Consider the following 21,870-nt stretch of genomic DNA (forward strand, 5'->3'; position numbering starts at 1 on the left):
AAGATGGTTTTATGGCGTTGTCGCCGTGGATAGACGGTTAGCCTGCGCCCGCCTTTTCTTTAGCGCCACAAGCGTGATCATTTCATATATAATGGCAGACGCCAATACGGCTGTCATTTCCCCGCTGTCATAAGCAGGCAATACCTCGACGAGATCAAACCCGACAATATTTAACCCGTCAAGCCCTCTTACGTATTCTAATGCCTCATAGCTTGTCGGTCCGCCTACTTCCGGCGTGCCTGTTCCAGGAGCGAATGCCGGATCAACAAAGTCAATGTCATAAGAAACGAAAACCGGTCTGTTTCCGACACGTTGATGGATGCGGCGCATGACTTCCGAAAAGCCGATTTGCCGGACTTCTTTCATCGGAATGACTTCAAAGCCAAGCCGTCGTGCGTCCTCGAGATCATCCGCGCTGTAAAGCGGTCCGCGCATTCCGACTTGAATGGAATGATTGACATCGAGCAGCCCTTCCTCGACCGCGCGGCGGAACGGCGTGCCATGCATATATTTTTCTCCATAGTAATGGTCCCATGTGTCGCTGTGTGAGTCAAAATGAACGAGGGCGACGGGACCAAAGCGTTCGCAAAAAGCCCGCAAGTGCCCCAATGTAATGGAATGGTCGCCGCCCATCAGAATCGGAACGATGTTTTTCTTTAACAATGGCCGCAGCTCTTCGACGATGCGATCATATGTGCGGAGCGCATTGCCCGGGATGACATCAACGTCCCCGTAATCGACGCCAGAACAATAGGCAAAAATATCGATATCCATGTCGGGGTTGTAAGGGCGCAACAGGACGGAAAAATTGCGAATGTGTTGCGGACCATACCGTTGTCCCGTCCGATTCGAGGCTGCCGTATCAAACGGGACGCCGAGCACGACAAAATCAACGTTATCTGTCGTTTTGATTGGTTCTAACCGCATAAAGGTTCGAACGCCGCAAAAGCGGGGCGATTGGGAAGAATCTTTCGGTTTATACATGTCAAGACCTCCTTGGGCAGTGAAAAATAGTTTGTGATATTTAGAAGCAAAAAGTATGCCAAAAAGGGGAAGTAGACAAGAAATACGCAAGCAGGGCTGTTTTGACTGCCATCCTTGCTTGCGTATGTTCAAAAATGAGTGAACACTTGATTCAAAAATGAATCTTAATTCGTTTTTGAATCAATACCATACTTTTTCAGCTTTCGTACGACCGTTGGCTGGCTGATGCCAAGATAATCAGCCATCTCGTATGTTGTTTTGCACTGTTTGACGGCGCGCAGGAGCCATTGCCGTTCCACTTGTTCCATGGCTTCTTTTAATGTCGACGGTTCGTTCCGTTTTTCCAACGATTGATGGATCACCTCTTGATGTTTCTGGATCGAAAAAGGGAGATATTCCGGATAAATGGCCCTCGTTTCAGAAGTAATGACTAACCGTTCGATCATATTTTCCAGCTCACGCACGTTGCCCGGCCAGTCGTACTGAACGAGATGGTCGACGATGGACGGATGGAAATATTTATCCATCTGGTATTTTTCGTTGAATTTTTTCAAAAAGTATTGCGCCAGCATGAAAATATCTTCTTTTCTCTCGCGCAAAGAAGGAACATAAATCGGAATCACATGCAAACGATAAAATAAATCTTGGCGGAACTTCCCTTGCTTCACCATCTGTTCTAGGTTCTGATTCGTCGAGGCGATCAGACGAAAATCGACCGTTCGTTCTTTAATGCCTCCAACGCGTATGACTTTTTTCTCTTGAAGCACTTTCAGCAGTTTCGCTTGCATCGAAAGGGGAAGCTCACCAATTTCATCAAGGAAGAGAGTCCCTTTGTCGGCCAATTCGATCAGCCCCGGTTTTCCTGTTTTTTGCGCACCGGTAAAGGACCCTTTTTCATAGCCGAACATTTCCGATTCAAACAACGATTCAGGAATGGCGCTGCAATTGACCTCAATAAACGGTTCGTTTCGCCTTGGGCTATGGAGATGAAGGGAACGGGCGAATACGTTTTTTCCGACTCCAGACTCGCCGAGGAAAAGAACCGTCGCATCCGATTGGGCCACGCGGTGCACGAGCTTCCAAATTCGTTCCATCGCCTTGCTTTGGATGACGATATGGTCCGGTTTCAACTCCTCGATTTCCATTTGATAATGTTCCATCTGCTTTCTCAGTTTTTCATAGTCTTCTTTTAAACGCTCCAGTTCTGTTAAATCGTGGGAGAAACTGATCACCCGGACAAGGCGGTTTTGTTGGTCAAATACCGGCACTCCTGTCGCCATGACAACCCGGCCGGTGGCGGTTTGCTGCATCAATTGAACCTCTTTTTTCTCCCGCAATACTCTGGCTGTAACGGAAGGGCAAAAGACGTTTTCTTTTTCTAATTGATAGACCGATTTTCCGACTAAATAAGAGGCGTCCTTTCCGTATATGGACAAGCAATTCGGGCTGGCGCGAAGAACGATCCCGTTTTCGTCTGCGATGACAATATTGTCGTTCGATGATCTCAATATCGCATCCAACTCGAATTCCAACACATCGGCTGTACGTTGCATACTTTCCCTCCTAGCAGTCTGTCAGCGCTTCTATTACTAACTTTATCTAAAGAAGAGAAAAAATCCTCTTTCTTTGTCATATGATTTTCCGTGAAGTTTTTGGCATGTTGTTTGCATGTATGAAAAAGTGAATCATGACATAAGGAACGGAGGAAAAAAGATGAAGGCAAAAACAAAAAAATATATCCAAGTCAAAACAGCGATTCCGGGACCAAAAGCAAAGGAGCTATTAAGAAAAAAAGAAGAGAATGTTCCGCGGGGGCCGTTTCACACCGTACCGACATTTGGGGTAAAAGGAGAGGGGGCTCTCTTAACCGATGTGGATGGAAATACGTTTATCGACTTGGCTGGGGCGATTGGAAGCCTCAATGTCGGCCATTGCCCCCCGAAAGTGGTGGAAGCGATCCAAAAACAAGCGGAGCAGTATATTCATCCATGTTTTCACGTTATGATGTATGAACCGTATGTCGAATTGGCAGAGACATTGAACCGCATCACGCCAGGGAATCATTCGAAAAAGACCTTCTTCTTGAACAGCGGGGCAGAAGCGGTCGAAAATGCCGTCAAAATTGCCCGAAAGTATACTGGGAGAAGAGCCATTCTCTCCTTTGAAAGAGGATTTCACGGACGGACGCTGCTGGCGATGTCGCTCACGAGCAAAGTCAAACCCTATAAATTCGGATTCGGCCCCTTTGCGCCCGATACGTACAAACTGCCTTATCCATATTATTACCGAAAGCCAGCGGGCATGACCAACGAGGAATTGGACGCCGAGCTTTTGCGGCGGCTTGAGGATTTTTTCCTCTCCGACGTTCCGGCAGAAGAGGTAGCCGCAATCATTATGGAGCCTGTACAAGGGGAGGGCGGGTTTATTGTTCCGTCGAAAACATTTGTTCAAGGGGTCAAACGAATTTGTGAAAAATACGGGATTTTGTTTATCGCCGATGAGATCCAGACGGGATTTGGACGAACGGGGAAGATGTTTGCCATTGAACATTTTGATGTGATCCCTGATTTAATCACCATGTCCAAGTCGATCGGGGCAGGAGTGCCGATTAGTGCGGTGACGGGAAGAGCGGAAGTCATGGATGCACCCAACCCGGGAGAAATCGGCGGGACGTACGGAGGCAGCCCGCTCGGCTGCGTGGCCGCTTTGGAAGTGATTCGCATGTTGCAACAAGAACAGTTGGTTGAACGGGCCAATGTCATTGGACAAATCGCCATTGATCGGTTCAGACGGCTGCAGGAGAAATACGAGACGGTCGGGGATGTTCGGGGGCTCGGCGCCATGGTGGCCGTTGAATTTGTCACTGACGCTAAGACGAAAACACCGAATAAGGAGTTGACGGCCGCCATTTTGCGAGAATGCCATCAACGGGGGGTCATCGTCATGGGTGCGGGCCTATACAGCAATGTCATTCGTCTGTTAACGCCGCTTGTCATCACAGATGAACAGCTGGAGGAAGCATTGGATGTCATCGAAGAGGTTATTGCCGAATTGGCATGATTAGTGTCCTGACCAAACTACTCATGAAAACTTCGCTATGCAGTCGAATTTTGGACCGTGCCACCTTTTTGTGGCGCGGTTTTTTATTGAGATTGACCACTTTTACCACGAGAGAATGTTTTTGAAGGGAGAACAATCCATATTGATGCAAAAATGAATTTTTAATTCAAAAAAGAATTAGAACAGTTGGGGGGTCGCAGGAAATGAGATGATAGAAACCAGTGCGGATAGCTGACAAAAAATATCGAATAGTCAAAATGGTGGCACAAAACTTGCGAACTACTTTCAATGAACAAATGGTTTGATCAAAGGGGGATGTACATGACACAGAGCAACTGGATGGCTCTCTTTCACAAAATGCCCGACCTGCTCGCGCCAACGATGGCGAAAGACCATCCGAATCTGCCGGTTGTCAAGGAAGAGGGGTGCTACTATTACGGATTAGATGGAAGGAAATATCTTGATTTTACTTCTGGTATCGCCGTGGCGAATACGGGGCATCGTCATCCAAAGGTCGTGCAGGCCATCAAAGAGGCCGCAGACCGCCTAATGCACGGGCCGAGCGGTGTGATCATGTATGAGTCCATTTTGCGCTTGGCCGAAGAGCTGACGAAAATTTTGCCAGAAGGACTTGACTGCTTCTTTTTTGCCAACAGTGGAACAGAAGCGATCGAAGGTGCGATCAAATTAGCGAAACATGTGACACGGCGGCCATACGTCATTTCATTTACCGGATGTTTTCATGGCCGTTCGTTAGGGGCGCTCAGCGTCAGCACATCGAAAAGCAAATATCGGAAATACTTGCAGCCAAATGGGTTGACGTATCAACTTCCATATGCCAATCCAAAGGATTGTCCAGTTGGGGAGGATCCAGATGTGTATTTTGCCAATAGGCTTGAAAACGACGTGGCTTCTTTGTTTGCCCATCAAGTGACTCCGGAAGAAGTGGCATGCATGATTGTCGAGCCGGTGTTGGGAGAAGGAGGATATATTGTGCCTCCCAAAGGGTGGCTTCACAAGATGAGGGAAATTTGTGATCGCTATGAAATTTTACTTATTTTCGATGAAGTACAGACAGGTTTTGGTCGTACTGGCGAGTGGTTTGCTGCTCAAACATTCGGTGTCACTCCAGACATTATGGCCATTGCCAAGGGCATCGCTTCCGGTCTTCCATTAAGTGCAACAGTGGCTTCGAAAGAATTAATGAAACAGTGGCCGCTCGGCAGCCATGGGACAACCTTTGGAGGCAACCCCATCGCATGCGAGGCGGCGCTGGCGACTTTAGAAGTATTTAGGGAAGAAAAATTGTTAGAAAATTGCAGGGAAGTTGGGGAATACGCGCGAAAAAAACTGGAAGTTTTAAAAAGGAAGCATCCCGTCATTGGAGACGTGCGTTCGATCGGTCTGATGATCGGCATTGAGATCGTCCAGCCGCATACTGGCGAACCGAATGGGGAGGGAGTGATGAATATTTTGAATCGTTGCCTGCAAAAAGGCGTTCTTTTCTATCTATGCGGCAATCAAGGAGAAGTGATTCGCATGATCCCACCGCTGATCGTGACAAAAGAACAGATTGACGAAGGATTAAGCATGCTCGACGAGGCGTTGACCGAATATGAAGCGGAAATCGGTGTGCATTCGTTCGCTTCTGGAAAATGAAAAAAGAGGGGGCACATGTCGATTGCAATTTGGAAATTGGGTGTATTCAGGAACCGATGTCGTGTCTCGTTGAAGGAATGTCTGCCTTTATGAAAGGACCTCGAAGGAGATCGATTTCTGAATTATAAGAGGATGGGGGAATGGTTATGAACGCACTGGATAGTGGGGTTCTCTTATGTTATTTTCTCGTATTGATCGTCGCAGGGATTTTGGGGGCGAAGCGGGCGAAAACCGCCGAAGATTTTGCGTTGGCAGGCCGAAATCTCGGACTATTTGTCTATCTTGGATGTCTGTCTGCTGTGATTTTGGGCGGCGCTTCAACGATTGGGACGGCGAAGTTAGGGTATCAATTTGGGATTTCGGGTATGTGGTTTGTTTTTATGATTGGCTTGGGCATTGCTGTGCTCGGTCTGTTTTTTACAAACCAAATTTACGGCGCCCATGTGACCACGATCAGCGAACTGCTTGGCCGCCGTTACAATCAGGAAACGCGTTTGATCAGCGCGTTGGTTGCCGCGATTTATACGCTGATGGTTTCGGTGACACAAGTCATTGGGATGGGCACCATCATTCATGCTGTTTTAGGTTGGAGCATGACCGTTTCGATGTTAGTCGGCGGGGGGATCGTGCTGTTTTACACGATTCTCGGGGGCATGTGGAGCGTTACGATGACGGACATCATTCAGTTTATCGTCATGACAGTCGGCATTTTCTTCGTAATGCTGCCAATGAGTTTGTCCCATGTCGGCGGATGGACATCGCTTTTGGAGCGATTGCCAGCGTCGCATTTTGATCTGACGTCCATGGGATGGGCAAATATTTTCCAATACTTCTTGCTCTATACGTTAGGAATGGTGGTATCACAAGACATTTGGCAACGGGTGTTTACGGCCAGAACACCGAACATTGCTCGAGGCGGCGCAATATATGCTGGTCTCTACAGCGTTGCTTATGCCGTAGCGTTAAGCGTCATTGGTATGTGCGGGGTGATTGTTTTTCCGAATATGAACGATCCGCAAAACGTATTTGCCAACATGTCATTAGAGATTTTGCCACACGGCTTGTTAGGGCTCATTTTGGCCAGCGTATGTTCTGCTCTCATGTCAACGGCCTCCGGAACATTGCTTGCCTCGTCTACTCTGTTATCGCATGATATTTTGAAGCAATATTGGCTTAAAAATATGAGCGATCGACAGTTTGTCCTTTTGTCCAGAATGATGACGCTAGCGGTTGGGATTGTCGCCATTGTCTTTGCTATTTGGATTCAGGATGTGCTTGTCGCATTGGATGTAGCCTATGCCATTTTGTCAGGCGCCATTTTCGTGCCAGTGGTTCTCGGTTTCTTTTGGAAGCGAGCAACAGCGAAAGCCGGCTTCTATTCGATTGTGATCAGCTCATTGGTCGTTCTCATTGGTTTGGTCGTGGAGGGATTGAGTTCCACCAACCCGATCATGTATGGAATTGGGGTGAGTATCGTTTCGATTGTGGTTTTTTCTTACCTCTTTCCATCCTCCAATCTGAAAGAAGGGAATAAAATGATAGAGGAGCAACAACATGTCCTATAAACGGATCAGAAAAGAGGATTCTAGCAAATTTGCGGCGAAATAAAAAAATGGATTGACACAGGCAATGTTTGGGTTGCGAATACTAGTTTAGGGAAAGGATGGGAACATGGCGGAAAGAAAACAGCTATACATCAACGGTGAATGGCGGGAAGCCAAGTCGTACACTGAGCTGAAATCGCCATACTCACGCGAGACGATTGCCGAAATCCCTGTGGCCACCGAACAAGAAGTCGACGAAGCGATCGCGGCGGCGTACGCCGCGCGGCAAACGATGGCGGCCATGCCAGCGCATGAACGAGCCGCCATTTTAGAGCGGGTCGTCGAGCAGCTGAAAGAGCGGCAGGAAGAAGCGGCGAGGTTGATCGCCTTGGAAGCAGCCAAACCGATCACCACGGCGAAAGGGGAAGTCGCCCGCACGATCCAAACGTACAAATTCGCCGCCGAAGAAGCCAAACGCATTCATGGGGAAACACTGCCGCTCGACGCGGCGCCGGGCGGGGAAAATCGCATCGCCTTGACGGTCCGCGAGCCGATCGGCGTCATCGGGGCGATTACGCCGTTTAACTTCCCGATGAACTTGGTCGCCCATAAACTTGGCCCGGCCATCGCCTCGGGCAACACAGTTGTGTTAAAACCAGCCAGCCAAACGCCGCTGTCCGCCTATTTTATCGCCGAATTGTTCGAAAAAGCCGGTTTGCCGAAAGGGGCGCTCAACGTCGTCACCGGAAGCGGCCGCACGGTCGGCGACAAAATCGTCACCGACCCGCGCATCAGCATGATCACCTTCACCGGCAGCCCGGAAGTCGGCATCGCGATCCGCAATAAAGCAGGCTTAAAGCGGGTGACGCTCGAGCTCGGCTCCAACTCGGCCGTGATCGTCGACGAGCAGGTCGATATTGACCGCATCATCCCGCGCTGCGTATTTGGCGCGTTCACGTTCCAAGGACAAGTATGTATTTCGCTCCAGCGCGTCTATGTCCATGAAAAGCGCTATGACGAGTTCGTCGAAAAATTTGTCGCCGCCGCGAAACAGTTGAAAACAGGCGACCCGTTGGATCCAACCACCGATGTATCCGCCTTGATTACGCCAAACGATGTCGACCGGGCGCTCTCTTGGATCGAAGAGGCAAAACAAGGCGGCGCCAACGTCGTCCTCGGCGGCGAGCGCGACGGCAATATCTTGCTTCCGACGGTCATTGTGGACGCCGAACCGACGATGAAAGTGTCTTGCCAAGAAGTGTTCGCCCCGATCGTCTTGATCAACCGCGTCCGTTCGATCGATGAAGCCATTGAACTTGTCAATGACTCGCGCTACGGCTTGCAGGCGGGCATCTACACCGACAACGTCCATACCGCGTGGAAAGCGGCGAAACAACTGCACGTTGGCGGCGTGTTGATTAACGACATCCCAACGTTCCGCGTTGACCATATGCCGTACGGCGGCGTGAAAGAAAGCGGGTTTGGCCGCGAAGGGATTCGCTATGCGATCGAGGAAATGACGGAGTTGAAATTGATTATTTTTAACCAGAATTAAGCGGGATGAGAAGAGGTTGGAGTAAAGTTTATTCCTAAAATTCTAGAAGAATGGTTGCGCAGCCTTGGAGAGAGTGGCACTCCAAGGCTGTATGTTTAAGCGTGCTTTTCCAAAATATATCCCCAACGGTTCGAGGCGAGAACAGACAGGTGGTATTTATGCTCGAGCTGTTTGCTGAACCATGCTTTTTTCACGAGAAGCAGGCTTCGGCTTGTATGCAAGAACGTTTTCAGCCCTCCGTGCCGAGGTTTGAGGTCATTCGCAAGCTCTGCTGTCAAGACCGCATTTTGCGGCCAGCGACCCTTCTCGTGCAACGGATGGTACATAAACAGTTCGTATCCATGAACAGGCATTTGGGCGGTCTGCTGAAGCAATGCCAGTTCGAAATTTGGCTTGGGATGATGGATATAATGTTGAATATTCGTTTCGTAAAACGATGTGACGAACAACAGTCCAGTCAGCAACACTCCCCGCGCTCCCCACGTTCCTTTTCTCCATAATTGACTTGCGCAAATGCCAATCAACATGCAAAGCGGCGGATAGACAGGGAGGATGTACCATCTGATTTTCGTCTTCGCTATGGTAAACATGAGAAGCGGGACGCAAATCCAAAGCAAAATCCCGATCACATCTTCTTTCAATCGATGGTCTGTTCCTTCAAACGCTAAAAGACGAACGCCTTGCATGTAACTGATGACCATGATTCCGACCAAGAGCGCCAGCCACCAAAAGAAAAAATGAACAAGAATGATGCCGTAGTAGGTTTCATCGCCGATATGACCTTCAATGGGCCGAGTGGAGCGCAACAACAAGTCATATCCGATCATTTGTTTAAAAAAACTGAATCCATCATAGTGATAGCGGGCAAAAGCCCAAGCGAGCACAGGAACAACGAAGGTGAGCGCTGCCCTCCACCATGCGCGCCAGCGTCCTGACTCCCACTGCCTAGTGATGAGAAAATATAAGACCATGATCAACAGAATGTTCCCCGCATGCCAACTTTTCGTTAAAAAAGCGAGTGAACAGGCAAGGCCCGCTGCATACAACCATCGCGTCTGCCGTCTGGCGGCCAGCAAAGAAAGGATGGATAACGTAAAGAAGAAGACAAAGAGCGAATCCGCATCTCCTGTGCGAGCGCAATGGTTGAGCAAATATTGAGTGCTAGTAGACAAGGCAAGCAATGAGACGATTGCGGCCATGCTTCCAAACCGTTTTTTCACAAACAGCGCAATGGCAACGGCTGTGAGGATAGCGCAAATGCCAGACATCAGCCGCAAACCAAGCGCGTTCATCCCAACGAGTTTATAGCCAATCATGATCGCCCAGTAGCTGACAGGAGGCTTTAAATTCCAGTAATCAGGATGCCCAAGGTATGTGTTGACGATCAAATTTCCATGCCTCAGCATTTCGTATGCATTGACGCCATGACGCGCTTCGTCCCAGCTTGACATCGGGAATGTTCCTAGATGATAAAAGACGTTGTAGACCATCATCGAGAAGATCAACGCCGCCGCTAGATAAAACGAGATGTTTCGTACACTTGGATTTCTCATGCGATCCACTCCTTTATCGGCACGCTGTGCTTCGAAAAAAAGCAACACCGACATAGAAGCTATTACAAGCAGATGAAGATGTCAAGCATGGATGTGTTGGAGAACATGATAGTTTTGTTGATAACAAGGAAAAAACCATCTTCATGGCGAATGAAAAGAAATGAATCATCATTCAGAGGAGGAAAGCCATGGAAACGGTTGTGCTGACATTTGACCAAAACAAAGCGATATTGGAACTGAACCGTCCGCAGGCGTTAAATGCCATGGATGTGAAAATGCTTCAGGAGCTCGTCGACGCGCTGCGGAAAATCAAGGAAAGTGACGCTTCCGTTGTCGTCATCCGCGGCAAAGGGAGAGGATTTTCTGCGGGTGGCGACATTAAGACAATGCTGGCGGTTGATGACCCGGGCCAATTTCAAACCGTGATGAAAACGATTCAGGAGATGATCATGCTCTTGTATACGATGCCGAAAATCACCGTTTCGCTCATCCATGGCCCAGCGGCCGGCCTTGGGTTCAGCTTTGCCTTGGCGAGCGATTACCTCATCGCCACGAAAGAAGCGCGCTTGGCGATGAATTTCATCGGCATCGGCCTCATCCCAGACGGCGGCGGGCATTTCTTCTTGGCCCAGCGGGTCGGCACGGCGAAAGCCAAACAGATCATTTGGGAAGGAAAACCGATGAGCGCGGACGAAGCGCAGCAGCTCGGGCTGATTGACTTCATCGTCGAAGATGAACAACAGGCGGAACAAGCAATCGCTTCCTTGCAAGAAAAACCGCTTCAAGCCATGATCGCCACGAAAATGTTGTACGTCGAACAAACAAAAGAAGAGTTGCTTCGCGTGCTCGAACTCGAAACCGACGCCCAACAGCGCATGCGGCAAACCGAAGACCACCGTGAAGGCGTCCGCGCCTTTTTAGAAAAGCGGAAGCCGGTGTTTCGGGGGAGGTAGGGAAGAGAACGGCTTCCGCCTGTAGGGGGCAGAAGCCGTTTTAAGCAAGGTTGATGGTTACTTAAGAGTCAGTTACGTTGAAATACGATTTCCCCGTTGATCATGGTCAGTTCCACGCTTTCGCGCAAGTCAAAGGGGTCGCCGCTCCAAATGACGATATCGGCGTCTTTTCCAACTTCGATCGAGCCTACACGGTCTTCGATGCCTAAATGTTTTGCCGCGTTTAATGTAATGGCTTGAAGAGCTAAAGACTCCTCCAACCCATGCTTCACAGCGAGAATGGCGCTCGTCATCAAATGTTCAATGCCGACAACCGGGTGGTCGGTCGTAATCGAGAAAGAGACGCCGGCGTCCCGCAAAGCAAGGAGCGTATGCCATCCTTTATCCGCGAGCTCCACTTTTGATCGGGATGACATGGTTGGGCCGACAGAGACACGGACCCCATTCTCGGCAATATAATTGGCGATATGATGCCCCTCGGTGCAATGTTCGATCGTATAGCGGAAACCAAACTCCTTCGCTAAGCGAATCACTGTCATGATGTCATCGGCGCGATGTGCATGAGCGCGCAGTGGAATTTCTCTTTTCAATACTTTCGCTAAATTTTCCAGTTTCAAATCCCGCTCGACTTCTTTGCCGCTTTCGATTTTTTGCAAGTACGTTTGCGCTTGAATGAACTGCTCGCGGAATAAAGCGGCAATCCCCATTCTTGTTGTCGGTAGTTTTCCTTTTTCCCCATACACCCGTTTCGGGTTTTCTCCAAAAGCGGCTTTCATTCCTGAAGGATGTCGGACCACCATTTCATCAACGGTTTGCCCAGCGGTTTTGATGACTGCCATTTCTCCGCCAATTACGTTGGCGCTTCCGGGCATGACTTGCACCGTTGTTACTCCTGCTTTTCTCGCATCCTCAAATCCTTTATCTTTTGGGTTAATTCCATCGATTGCCCGAACGTGTGGGGTCGTTGGGTTGCTCGTTTCATTGAAATCGTGTCCCTCTTTACCAATCCCTTCCTCGTGTATACCAAGGTGAGTATGAACGTCAATCAACCCAGGTGTAATGAATTTGCCTGAGGCATCGATCATGTTCACTTGATCGGAGGAGACATCCGGCAGCTCGGTTGCCACAGTTTTGATTTTTCCGTTCTTAATGACAATGTGCGCCGATTCCATTCTTTGTCCGTTTCCTACTAGTACTGTTCCTCCGGAAATGACAGTCACCATATGGATTTCCTCCCCCTCTGGAAATATTTCTTCTTAAAATATTTTGGAAAATACAAACGGGCTATTGAATATTTTGTTAATTGTGATTATAATAAAAAATCAAATAGTCCTAATTAAGATACTAAAACAAGTTTTTTGTGCTGTAAATAACCAATTTTATTTCTTATTTGTATCTATTTTCGTTATTAAAATTCCATAACGGTATAGAAAAGGGGAAATTATGAAGTACGAAATCGATGATCTGGATCGACAAATCATTAAACTGTTATCTCGGGATGGTAGGATGTCTTTTACAGAAATTTCCAATAATTTGAATGTTACGGAAAAAACAGTGCGGATGAGGTACAAAAATTTAATCGATCATGGGATTCTCGAAGTGGTGGGAGTCGTGAATCCAATAGCTCTTGGGATTCGCGCAGGGGCGATCATTCGTTTAAAAACGGAAGCGAACAAGTTAATGGATGTGATTGAACAGCTGAAGAAAATAAAAGAAGTTCGCTATATTACGTTAACTTCTGGAAGCTACCAACTTTTAATCCAAATTGCAGTGCCCAGTCAAGATGAAATCACTGAAGTAGTAAAAATGCTAAATGGTGTACACGGGATTCTTGAAATGGATACGATCGTACAGCTCGAAGTATATAAAAACACGTTTGATTATATTTAAAACCGTTGGCTGTTTATAAATTGAAAAAGAAGGGGTGTTGTTGCTATGAAAATCTTTATTTCAGCCGATATGGAAGGGATCTCTGGTGTGGCAACCAACCAGCAATTAAAAACGAACAGTGAGTACCAGCGGTTCCGTAAGCTCATGACTCAGGACGTCAATGCAGCGATTGAGGGCGCTTTTTTAGGAGGAGCGACAGAAGTAGTGGTTGCTGATGGCCATGGCAATATGTCCAATATCCTAATCGAGGAATTGGATCCGCGGGCGCGCCTTGTCTCTGGGAACAATCGCGTGATGTGTCAGCTCGAGGGGCTTGATGATAGCTTTGACGGGATTATGTTTGTTGGCCATCATGGACGCGAAGGTGGATCGGAAAGGACCGTAATCAGTCATAGCTTGGCCGGCATCTGTGTAAATGAGATCAAGATTAATGGCCGTGTTGTTGGGGAAACAGAGATGAATGCGTTTGTTGCAGGTTATTACAACGTACCGGCCATTTTTATCTCGGGTGATGATGCTTATGTGAAAGAAGTGCTTGAAACGTTGCCTCACGTTGAAGCCGCTGTAGTCAAGCGCGGGATTGACCGCTTTGCGGCGGAGTTGCTTCACCCGACAAAAGCACATGAGTTAATTAGAGAAAAAGCGAAACGGGCTGTACAGAAAGCGAAACAATGCCCTCCGTTGAAACTAGAAGGGCCGGTTACCTTTGAAATTGAATTTAAAGGACCAAACCAAGCGATGATGACAACAACATTACCGACAGTGACATTAATCGACCCGAAAACGATCACGTTTACATGCAATGATATCGTCACTGCCTATAAACATATGTGGGGATGTGTCATTATCGCCATGACGGCGACGAACGGCGTGCTAGGGCATGTGAATGCTTAGAACAAGGGAGGGGAATGACCGTGTACGTCATGAAACGTCTGGTGACAATGGTTGTCACCGTTTGGCTCATCGCCACATTAACCTTTATCATCATGAAATCGATTCCCGGTGATCCATTTGCTTCCGACGCTAATGTGTTGCCTGAAGAAGTATTGCAAAACATTCGGGCGAAATACAACTTGGACAAGCCACTGCCAGTCCAGTATGCATTGTATATGAAAAATTTAATAACGTTTGATTTAGGACCATCGATTCAGTCTGAAACAAGGGACGTAAATACCCTTATCGCAGACGGATTCCCTGTTTCCGCGCTTCTTGGATTGCAAGCGTTGGTGATTGCCGTTGTGTTTGGATTGTTGCTTGGCATTATCGCTGCGCTAAACCATAATAAGCTGCTTGATCATATAGCGATGTTTATTGCCATTGTAGGCATTTCTGTACCAAGTTTTATTTTAGCGCCATTGTTAATCAAATATTTTGCTGTTGAGTGGGGAGTTTTGCCTGTAGCGTCTTGGGGAACATGGGCCCATTCCATCTTGCCGTCGATCGCGTTGGCTGCCACCCCGATGGCAGTGATCGCCCGTTTTATGCGTTCTAGCATGTTGGAAGTGATGCAACAAAACTATATCAAAATGGCAGAGGCAAAAGGGCTATCCCCGATCGCTATTGTCATCAAGCATGGCATACGAAATGCTATTTTACCAGTCATTACATTTATCGGCCCGTTATTTGCTGTTTTAATTACCGGAACATTCGTTATTGAGAAAATCTTCGCTATACCAGGGTTAGGAAAATATTTTGTCGACAGCATCTTTAACCGTGACTATCCGGTTATTTTAGGCACGACGGTTTTCTTCAGCACGATTCTTGTCATTACGTTATTTCTTGTCGACCTGTCATATCGCTTGATTGACCCAAGAATTAAGTTGACGAGCAGGGGGGAATGAGCGTGATTTCAGCGAAAGAAGAGGCCGACTTATTTCGTCCTATCGACCGTAGCAAGCTTCAGTCAGATGCCATTCAAAGACCGAGTCTCAGTTTTTGGAAGGAAGCCGGTTTGAAAATCATCAAAAATAAAATGGCGATGTTCGGGGCGTTGCTCTTATTATGCATCGTTATTATGGCCATTATTGGACCTCACTTAGTTCCATATAGTTACGATGATCAAAGTTTAACGAACGGAAATCAACCGCCTTCCAGCAAACATTGGTTTGGAACAGATGATTTAGGGCGAGATATGTGGTCGCGCACATGGTATGGCGCTCGCATATCGTTGACGGTTGGTTTTGTGGCCGCTCTCATCGATTTGGTTATCGGGGTGTTGATTGGCGGCGTCTCAGGATATATGGCAGGAAGAGGAAAACTAGGAGATCGAATCGACAACATTTTAATGAGAATTGTCGAGGTATTGTATGGCATTCCTTACCTATTAGTTGTGATCTTGCTCATGGTTGTGATGGAGCCGGGGTTATGGACGATCATTGTCGCGCTCTCGATCACTGGATGGGTAGGGATGGCCCGAATTATTCGCGGCCAAATTCTTCAGTTAAAGCAACAAGAATACGTTATGGCGGCCCAGAAACTGGGAACGTCTCATGCAAAAATTATTTTCCGACACTTGCTGCCCAACACGTTAGGAATCATTATTGTAAATTTAACGTTTACGATTCCTCAGGCCATTTTTGCTGAATCATTTTTAAGTTTTTTAGGATTAGGCGTACAAGCCCCATTTGCCAGCTGGGGGACGATGGCGAATGATGCTTTGGGGGTCATCTTAAGCGGCCAATGGTGGAGACTGTTTTTTCCGGGTCTCATGATCTCGTTAACCATGTTCGCTTTTAACGTATTTGGAGATGGCTTGCAAGATGCATTAGATCCGAGAAGAAAGTAGGGGGTGATCATTTCAATGGGCCATCTATTGGAAGTAGAACATTTAAAAGTGATATTCCCGATCTACGGTGGGGAAGTGCAGGCGGTTCGAGATGTTTCGTTTTACATTGATCAAGGAGAAGTGGTTGCTATTGTCGGGGAGAGCGGGAGCGGCAAGACCGTGACCGTGCAAACTATTATGGGGTTAATTCCAAGAAAAAATATTAAAGAAGGAAAAATTCTCTTCAACGGAAGAGATCTCACTCATTTATCCAAAAAAGACATGCGAAAATTAAAAGGTTCAGAAATTGGGATGGTTTTCCAAGATCCAATGACTTCATTAAACCCAACGATGAAGATCGGCAAACAGATTGCAGAAGGGATGCGGAAGCATCAAAAACTATCAAAGATCGAGGCGAAACAAAAGGCAGTCGATCTGTTGAGGCTAGTAGGGATTCCGAACGCGGAAGAAAGATATCACCAATATCCCCATGAGTTCAGCGGCGGAATGAGGCAGAGAGTAGTGATTGCGATCGCTTTAGCCTGCAATCCCAAACTACTTATTGCTGATGAACCGACGACGGCATTGGACGTAACGATCCAAGCGCAAATTCTCCATTTAATGAAAGAGCTGCAGCAAAAGATGGGCACGTCGATCATTTTAATTACCCATGATTTAGGAGTAGTGGCCGAAATGGCGCAACGGGTGATCGTTATGTATGGCGGGACGGTCGTGGAAACGGGGGATGTTTTCGATATATTTGAAAACCCCAAACATCCGTATACATGGGGGCTGTTGCAATCGATTCCGAATTTGCACGAAAAGGAAAAAAGACGTTTAGTGCCGATCGAAGGGGCACCTCCCGACCTTTTTTCACCGCCAAAAGGCTGTCCGTTTGCTCCGCGTTGCCAATATGCAATGGAAATTTGTGTTAAAAAAAGCCCTCAGGAGTTCGTTATTTCCGAAGGACATACAGCGAGATGCTGGCTGAATGATCCGAGAGCTCCAAAGGTGGAACCACTGGTTGCAACGGGGAGGGAGCAGTGAATGTCCGAAGAGATTTTGCAGGTGGAGAACGTAAAAAAATATTTTCGGATTGGCCCGAATCAAACGGTAAAATCGGTCGATGACATTTCGTTTTCGATTCGCAAAGGGGAAACATTTGGATTAGTGGGAGAAAGTGGAAGTGGAAAATCGACGTTAGGGAAGATGATTGTAGGCCTCCATGCTCCGACTTCTGGCACGATTCGTTTTGACGGCCATGAGTTGGCGGGTGATTTGGACCGATCGACAAGGAAAAGGTTGAACCGGGAAATGCAGATGATTTTCCAAGATCCTCATGCGTCGTTGAATCCGCGGATGAGGGTTGGCGATATTATTGCGGAAGGTATTGATGCCCATCAGTTAGCGAAAGGAAAAGAACGGCAGGAGATGGTGTACGCTCTTCTTGAAAAAGTAGGATTACATCCGGAACATGCACAGCGGTTCCCCCATGAGTTTAGCGGGGGGCAGAGGCAAAGAATTGGCATTGCCCGTGCGTTGGCGGTTAAACCGAAATTTATTGTTGCCGATGAGCCAATCTCGGCTTTGGACGTGTCGATTCAAGCGCAAGTCGTGAACTTGCTGGATGATTTAAAGCAAGAGGGAAATTTAACCTATTTGTTTATTGCCCATGATTTAGGGATGGTCAAACATATTAGCGATCGGATAGGGGTGATGTACCTTGGCAAGATGATGGAAATTGCAACGAGTTCCGAGCTGTTTGAAGAACCGTTGCATCCTTACACGCAGGCGCTTTTGTCAGCTATACCGATCCCTAGCCCAAGATTGGCGAGAAAAAGGGAAAGAATTGTTCTATCCGGGGATCCGCCGAGTCCCGTCAACCCGCCAAGTGGCTGCAGATTTCGGACGCGATGCCCATATGCCATGGATATTTGCAAGGAAGAGGAGCCAGCTTGGAAGGAAGTCAGAAAAAACCATTGGACAGCTTGTCATTTATATCATCAGTAAAAATATTCAAGGGAGGATCAATCAAGGATGAAAAGAAGTCTTCTAACTGTATTGGTGTTGTTGCTATTCGTTTCAACGGCGCTTGTCGCTTGCAGCAATGAAACGCCGTCAAATGAAGGAAGTGAGGCGGCCAAGAATATTAAGCAGGAAATTACGTTGAATGCAAAGACTGAGCCGCCTAGCTTAGACCCTGCAATCGCATCGGATACGACGTCGGGATGGGTGATCGACCACCTATTTGAAGGATTGTATACGAAAAATCAAAAAGGAGAGCCTGTATTAGGAGCCGCAAGTGATGTAAAAATATCAGAAGATGGAAAAACGTATACGTTTACGATTCGTGAGGATGCAAAATGGTCTGACGGTGATCCAGTCACGGCCTATGACTTTGAATACGCTTGGAAACGTGTGCTTGATCCGAAGACAGGGAGCCCGTTCGCTTTTTATATGTATTACATCAAGGGGGCCGAAGAATATAACAAAGGAAAGGGAAGCGCGGATCAGGTAGGGATTAAGGCGTTGGATGACAAAACATTCCAAGTGGAATTAAAAGCACCGTTGGGATATTTTGATAAATTGCTGACCATGTGGACATTTTATCCAGTGAAAAAATCTCTCGTTGAATCGAACCCGAAATGGGCAGCGGACGCAAAAGGATATGTAAGCAACGGGGCTTATCGTTTGACAGAATGGAAGCATAATAGTGAAGTTGTCATCGAAAAGAATGAACATTATTGGAACAAAGATCAAATTAATATGCAAAAGGTAACATGGAAGATGGTCAATGATGCGACGACATACTATCAAATGTATAAAACAGGGGAGCTTGACTTAATTGACACCTTGCCGACTGACGTCATTGACCAAGAAAAAAATAATAAGGAGTTTAAAATCACTCCATACTTTGGTACGTATATGTTTATGCTGAATGTAGACAAACCACCGTTTACGAACGCAAAAATTCGCCGCGCTTTTGCCATGGCCATTGATCGGGAGGCAATTGTCAAAAATATTACCAAATCTGGTGAAAAACCGGCTTATGCCTTCGTACCATACGGTGTCAATACTCCGAAAGGCGATTTCCGCGAAGTGGGCGGTTCTTATTTTGAAGAGAACGTCAAAGAAGCGAAACAGTTATTGGAAGAAGGTATGAAGGAAGAAGGATGGACAAAGCTTCCAGAAGTCACGCTAATGTATAATACCGCCGAGAACCATAAAAAAATTGCTGAAGCTGTTCAAGAAATGTTGAAAACGAACCTTGGCGTGAAAGTGAAACTGGCCAACCAAGAATGGAAAACATACTTGGAAACGACACAGCAGTCCAATTTCCAAATGGCCCGCATGGGTTGGGTCGGTGTGTTTGTTGACCCGACAGTGATTTTGGATTACTACTTAGGTGACAGCCCGAACAACCGCACGAACTGGGTAAACAAGCGATTTGATGATTTGATGGCCAAAGCGAAAGTAGAACAAGATGACCAGAAACGATATGAACTCCTCCATGAAGCGGAAAAAGTATTAATGACGGATTTGCCGTTTATCCCTGTTTATTTCTATTCGCAAAATTATTTAACGTCGCCGAAATTCAAAGGCATTGTCTATCCTGTCAACCGTTATCCGGATGTGCGCTGGGCGAAAAAAGTAGCGGAGTAAGATAAATAAGGGGAAGAATTATTCCTAATATGGATAATTCTTCCTCTTTTTCTCCGTAAGGAGGGGGAGCATGGCGCTGTACTTTGTGGCTAATCTTTGTGCAATTGTTATTTTATTATGTATTAAACAATTTTATGAGGTGAGTGCACTTGTATTTATTAACGATTGTTTTTTGTTAGGTCTTACCTTACTAATGCTAGGGGCAGCAATATTTGTTCATCGAACGGGCTTTTTCCGATCTTTCTTCCGAGGCTTTCAGCAACTATATCGATGGATCGTGCCAAAACCAAAAATGTTGATTCGAGAAGAGGAAAAATGGACCAACGGTGTTCAGTTGGATGCTTGGAAAAGTCAGGTGATCAACCGTATGAAACTCGTTTTTCTTGGTATGGGTACAGGGTGTCTATTTGTATCTTTCATTTATTTGTTTTTATACTATTAAAGCTAAACGGTAGTGTATATAATGTTACCTTAAAAAGTTAATCTCTCGAGTTCGGTGCGGATAGGCAGGGAAGGAGGAATAGCCCCTTTATTGTATCCTAGAAGGATGGTGAAAAACCAGCTGTTTCCCTTAATCGATGAGTGGACGTGCGCAAAGAAGGTCGATGCTGCGAGGTTGACTATGGGAGCTGCTTCTCTTTATCTAACTCTCCTCATGATGATTGTTGGTAATTTGGAAGCATTTTTCAAGGTGTTTCTGATGAAGCAAAATAACGGGATTGGCTCCTAGTTATAGGGAGGAACTTTTCAATATTCATGTATATATAAGTTTAGGAGGGCGGTGATGTAAGGAAGCATGCCGATTCATCGCATTGCCTCTCAAACCGCGCTATTTCTCAAATAGAGAATCGTTGTAGCATCGAAACTGCTTTGTCACGCGTTCCCTTGTTGGTCAGGGGAAACAACGGTTTTTCACCAGCCTCTTAGGGCATCGCCTGTAATGATGGAGAAAGTTCTTCCATAAAGTTCTTGGTTGGCTCACCTTTGTTTGTGTTATAGACAAACAAAGATAATTGCTTTATAATTTACTTAAAAGAAAGTTTTAAAAATTACTAGCCATTAGGGGGGTTACTATGAAGAAGGTTTCAAAGTTCTTAAGCCCTGTCTTATTACTTTCTCTTATCTTCCTGTTGTTGTCCGGCTGCGGGCAGGATGTCGCCAAAAATGAAAGCGGAAACAAAAGCGGAAATCAGGCGGGCCAAGACAAAAAAATAAAAATTGGTTTTTCGGTATCCGACCTGACGCTTGAAAGATGGCAGCATGACCGTGACATTTTTGTTGAAGAGGCTAAGAAGTTAGGGGCCGATGTTTTAGTTCAGTCTGCAAACGGGGATAGCGAGAAGCAACTGTCGCAAATTCAAAATATGCTTTCCCAAGGGATTGATGTTTTAGTCATTGTAGCCGTTAATACGGAATCCTTATCACCAGTCATTCAACAGGCTAAAAAAGAAGGGGTCAAAGTGCTTGCTTATGACCGGCTTATCATGAATGCAGATGTCGATGCGTATGTGTCTTTTGACAACGTACGTGTCGGCGAAATGCAAGCGGAATATTTGGTGAAAAAAGTTCCTAAAGGAAACTACTTTTTATTAGGAGGTTCACCGACTGACAATAATGCCAAAATGTTTAGAGAAGGGCAAATGAAGGTATTGCAACCACTAATCGATAAAGGTGATATTAAGGTTGTCGGGGATCAATGGGCAAAAGACTGGCAAGCTTCTGAAGCAATGAGAATTATTGAGAATGCATTGACGGCCAACAAAAACCAAATTGATGCGATTGTGGCATCAAATGACAGCACGGCAGGCGGGGCGATCCAAGCGTTGAAAGCTCAAGGATTGGACGGAAAAGTGGCGATTTCTGGTCAAGACGCCGACTTGGCTGCCGTTCAGCGGATTGTCGAAGGCACTCAATCCATGACGGTGTACAAGCCGATTAAGAGCATCGCGACAAAGTCCGCGGAAGTGGCTGTACAGCTGGCGAAAGGAGAGAAAATTCAAACGGATGAAACGATAAATAATGGAAAAGTGGATGTACCATTTATCAAGTTGGATCCAATCATGGTGGATAAAGATAATGTCATTGATACCGTTATTAAAGACGGATTCCACTCGTATGATGAAGTTTATAAAAATGTGCCCGAAGATAAACGCCCGCCGCGTCCATAATTCGCTAGAATCGATGGGCGGACAGCATCTTCGCTTAAAGGCGCGAATGCTGTCCGTCGTTTCTAAACTTAGTTTAC

The 21,870-nt window shown here is 46.6% G+C and carries 18 protein-coding genes; 14 read left to right on the plus strand and 4 right to left on the minus strand.

Going from position 1 to position 21,870, the window contains the following annotated elements:
- Positions 1-9: 9 nt before the first annotated feature.
- Positions 10-984, minus strand: a complete 975-nt coding sequence (gene speB, locus JCR24_RS12050; RefSeq protein WP_013523934.1) for an agmatinase — start codon at positions 982-984, stop codon at positions 10-12.
- 164 nt (positions 985-1,148) lie between these two features.
- Positions 1,149-2,537: a sigma-54 interaction domain-containing protein gene (locus JCR24_RS12055; protein WP_013523933.1), complete on the minus strand. Its 1,389-nt coding sequence runs from the start codon at positions 2,535-2,537 to the stop codon at positions 1,149-1,151.
- Between the two features lie 160 nt (positions 2,538-2,697).
- On the opposite strand from JCR24_RS12055, the gene gabT reads away from it, so the two are divergent.
- The 4 genes from gabT (at position 2,698) to JCR24_RS12075 (ending at position 8,802) form a co-directional block, all read left to right on the plus strand.
- Complete coding sequence (gabT, locus tag JCR24_RS12060; RefSeq protein ID WP_015375006.1) at positions 2,698-4,044, plus strand: 4-aminobutyrate--2-oxoglutarate transaminase; 1,347 nt, start codon at positions 2,698-2,700, stop codon at positions 4,042-4,044.
- A gap of 321 nt (positions 4,045-4,365) precedes the next feature.
- A complete protein-coding gene (locus JCR24_RS12065) occupies positions 4,366-5,703 on the plus strand; it encodes an aspartate aminotransferase family protein (protein ID WP_238980693.1) in 1,338 nt (445 codons plus the stop codon).
- A 146-nt stretch (positions 5,704-5,849) separates the two neighbouring features.
- The gene (locus JCR24_RS12070; protein WP_041470498.1) at positions 5,850-7,268 is read left to right on the plus strand and encodes a sodium:solute symporter family protein; all 1,419 of its coding nucleotides are present in this window, start codon (positions 5,850-5,852) and stop codon (positions 7,266-7,268) included.
- A gap of 106 nt (positions 7,269-7,374) precedes the next feature.
- Positions 7,375-8,802: an aldehyde dehydrogenase family protein gene (locus JCR24_RS12075; protein WP_015375003.1), complete on the plus strand. Its 1,428-nt coding sequence runs from the start codon at positions 7,375-7,377 to the stop codon at positions 8,800-8,802.
- A 95-nt stretch (positions 8,803-8,897) separates the two neighbouring features.
- Here the strand turns inward: JCR24_RS12075 and JCR24_RS12080 are convergent, their stop codons facing one another.
- A complete protein-coding gene (locus JCR24_RS12080) occupies positions 8,898-10,355 on the minus strand; it encodes an ArnT family glycosyltransferase (protein WP_238980694.1) in 1,458 nt (485 codons plus the stop codon).
- Positions 10,356-10,543: 188 nt separating this feature from the next.
- On the opposite strand from JCR24_RS12080, the gene JCR24_RS12085 reads away from it, so the two are divergent.
- Positions 10,544-11,308 carry an enoyl-CoA hydratase gene (locus JCR24_RS12085; RefSeq protein WP_238980695.1) on the plus strand — a complete coding sequence of 255 codons (765 nt, stop codon included), beginning with the start codon at positions 10,544-10,546 and terminating at the stop codon, positions 11,306-11,308.
- Positions 11,309-11,376: 68 nt separating this feature from the next.
- Here JCR24_RS12085 and JCR24_RS12090 read toward each other — a convergent pair whose 3' ends face one another.
- Positions 11,377-12,531, minus strand: coding sequence for an amidohydrolase (locus JCR24_RS12090; RefSeq protein WP_013523926.1), 1,155 nt, complete (start codon positions 12,529-12,531; stop codon positions 11,377-11,379).
- A 220-nt stretch (positions 12,532-12,751) separates the two neighbouring features.
- Here JCR24_RS12090 and JCR24_RS12095 point away from each other — a divergent pair, with 220 nt between their 5' ends.
- The 9 genes from JCR24_RS12095 (at position 12,752) to xylF (ending at position 21,793) form a co-directional block, all read left to right on the plus strand.
- Positions 12,752-13,198: an Lrp/AsnC family transcriptional regulator gene (locus JCR24_RS12095; RefSeq protein ID WP_013523925.1), complete on the plus strand. Its 447-nt coding sequence runs from the start codon at positions 12,752-12,754 to the stop codon at positions 13,196-13,198.
- 45 nt (positions 13,199-13,243) lie between these two features.
- Positions 13,244-14,092, plus strand: a complete 849-nt coding sequence (locus tag JCR24_RS12100; RefSeq protein WP_238980696.1) for a M55 family metallopeptidase — start codon at positions 13,244-13,246, stop codon at positions 14,090-14,092.
- A gap of 20 nt (positions 14,093-14,112) precedes the next feature.
- The gene (locus JCR24_RS12105) at positions 14,113-15,039 is read left to right on the plus strand and encodes an ABC transporter permease (protein WP_031212605.1); all 927 of its coding nucleotides are present in this window, start codon (positions 14,113-14,115) and stop codon (positions 15,037-15,039) included.
- A gap of 2 nt (positions 15,040-15,041) precedes the next feature.
- Entirely contained in the window at positions 15,042-15,983 is a 942-nt protein-coding gene (locus JCR24_RS12110; protein WP_033011492.1) for an ABC transporter permease, read from the plus strand.
- 15 nt (positions 15,984-15,998) lie between these two features.
- On the plus strand, positions 15,999-17,009 hold the full coding sequence (locus JCR24_RS12115; protein WP_013523921.1) for an ABC transporter ATP-binding protein: 1,011 nt from the start codon (positions 15,999-16,001) through the stop codon (positions 17,007-17,009).
- A complete protein-coding gene (locus JCR24_RS12120; RefSeq protein ID WP_013523920.1) occupies positions 17,010-17,972 on the plus strand; it encodes an ABC transporter ATP-binding protein in 963 nt (320 codons plus the stop codon).
- Between the two features lie 27 nt (positions 17,973-17,999).
- A complete protein-coding gene (locus tag JCR24_RS12125) occupies positions 18,000-19,625 on the plus strand; it encodes a peptide ABC transporter substrate-binding protein (RefSeq protein WP_238980697.1) in 1,626 nt (541 codons plus the stop codon).
- A 70-nt stretch (positions 19,626-19,695) separates the two neighbouring features.
- On the plus strand, positions 19,696-20,067 hold the full coding sequence (locus JCR24_RS12130) for a DUF3899 domain-containing protein (RefSeq protein ID WP_238980698.1): 372 nt from the start codon (positions 19,696-19,698) through the stop codon (positions 20,065-20,067).
- A 631-nt stretch (positions 20,068-20,698) separates the two neighbouring features.
- Positions 20,699-21,793: a D-xylose ABC transporter substrate-binding protein gene (gene xylF / locus JCR24_RS12135; RefSeq protein ID WP_238980699.1), complete on the plus strand. Its 1,095-nt coding sequence runs from the start codon at positions 20,699-20,701 to the stop codon at positions 21,791-21,793.
- Positions 21,794-21,870: the final 77 nt, after the last annotated feature.

Origin of the sequence: Geobacillus sp. YHL (assembly GCF_022341265.1) — a bacterium.
Lineage (GTDB): Bacteria > Bacillota > Bacilli > Bacillales > Anoxybacillaceae > Geobacillus > Geobacillus thermoleovorans.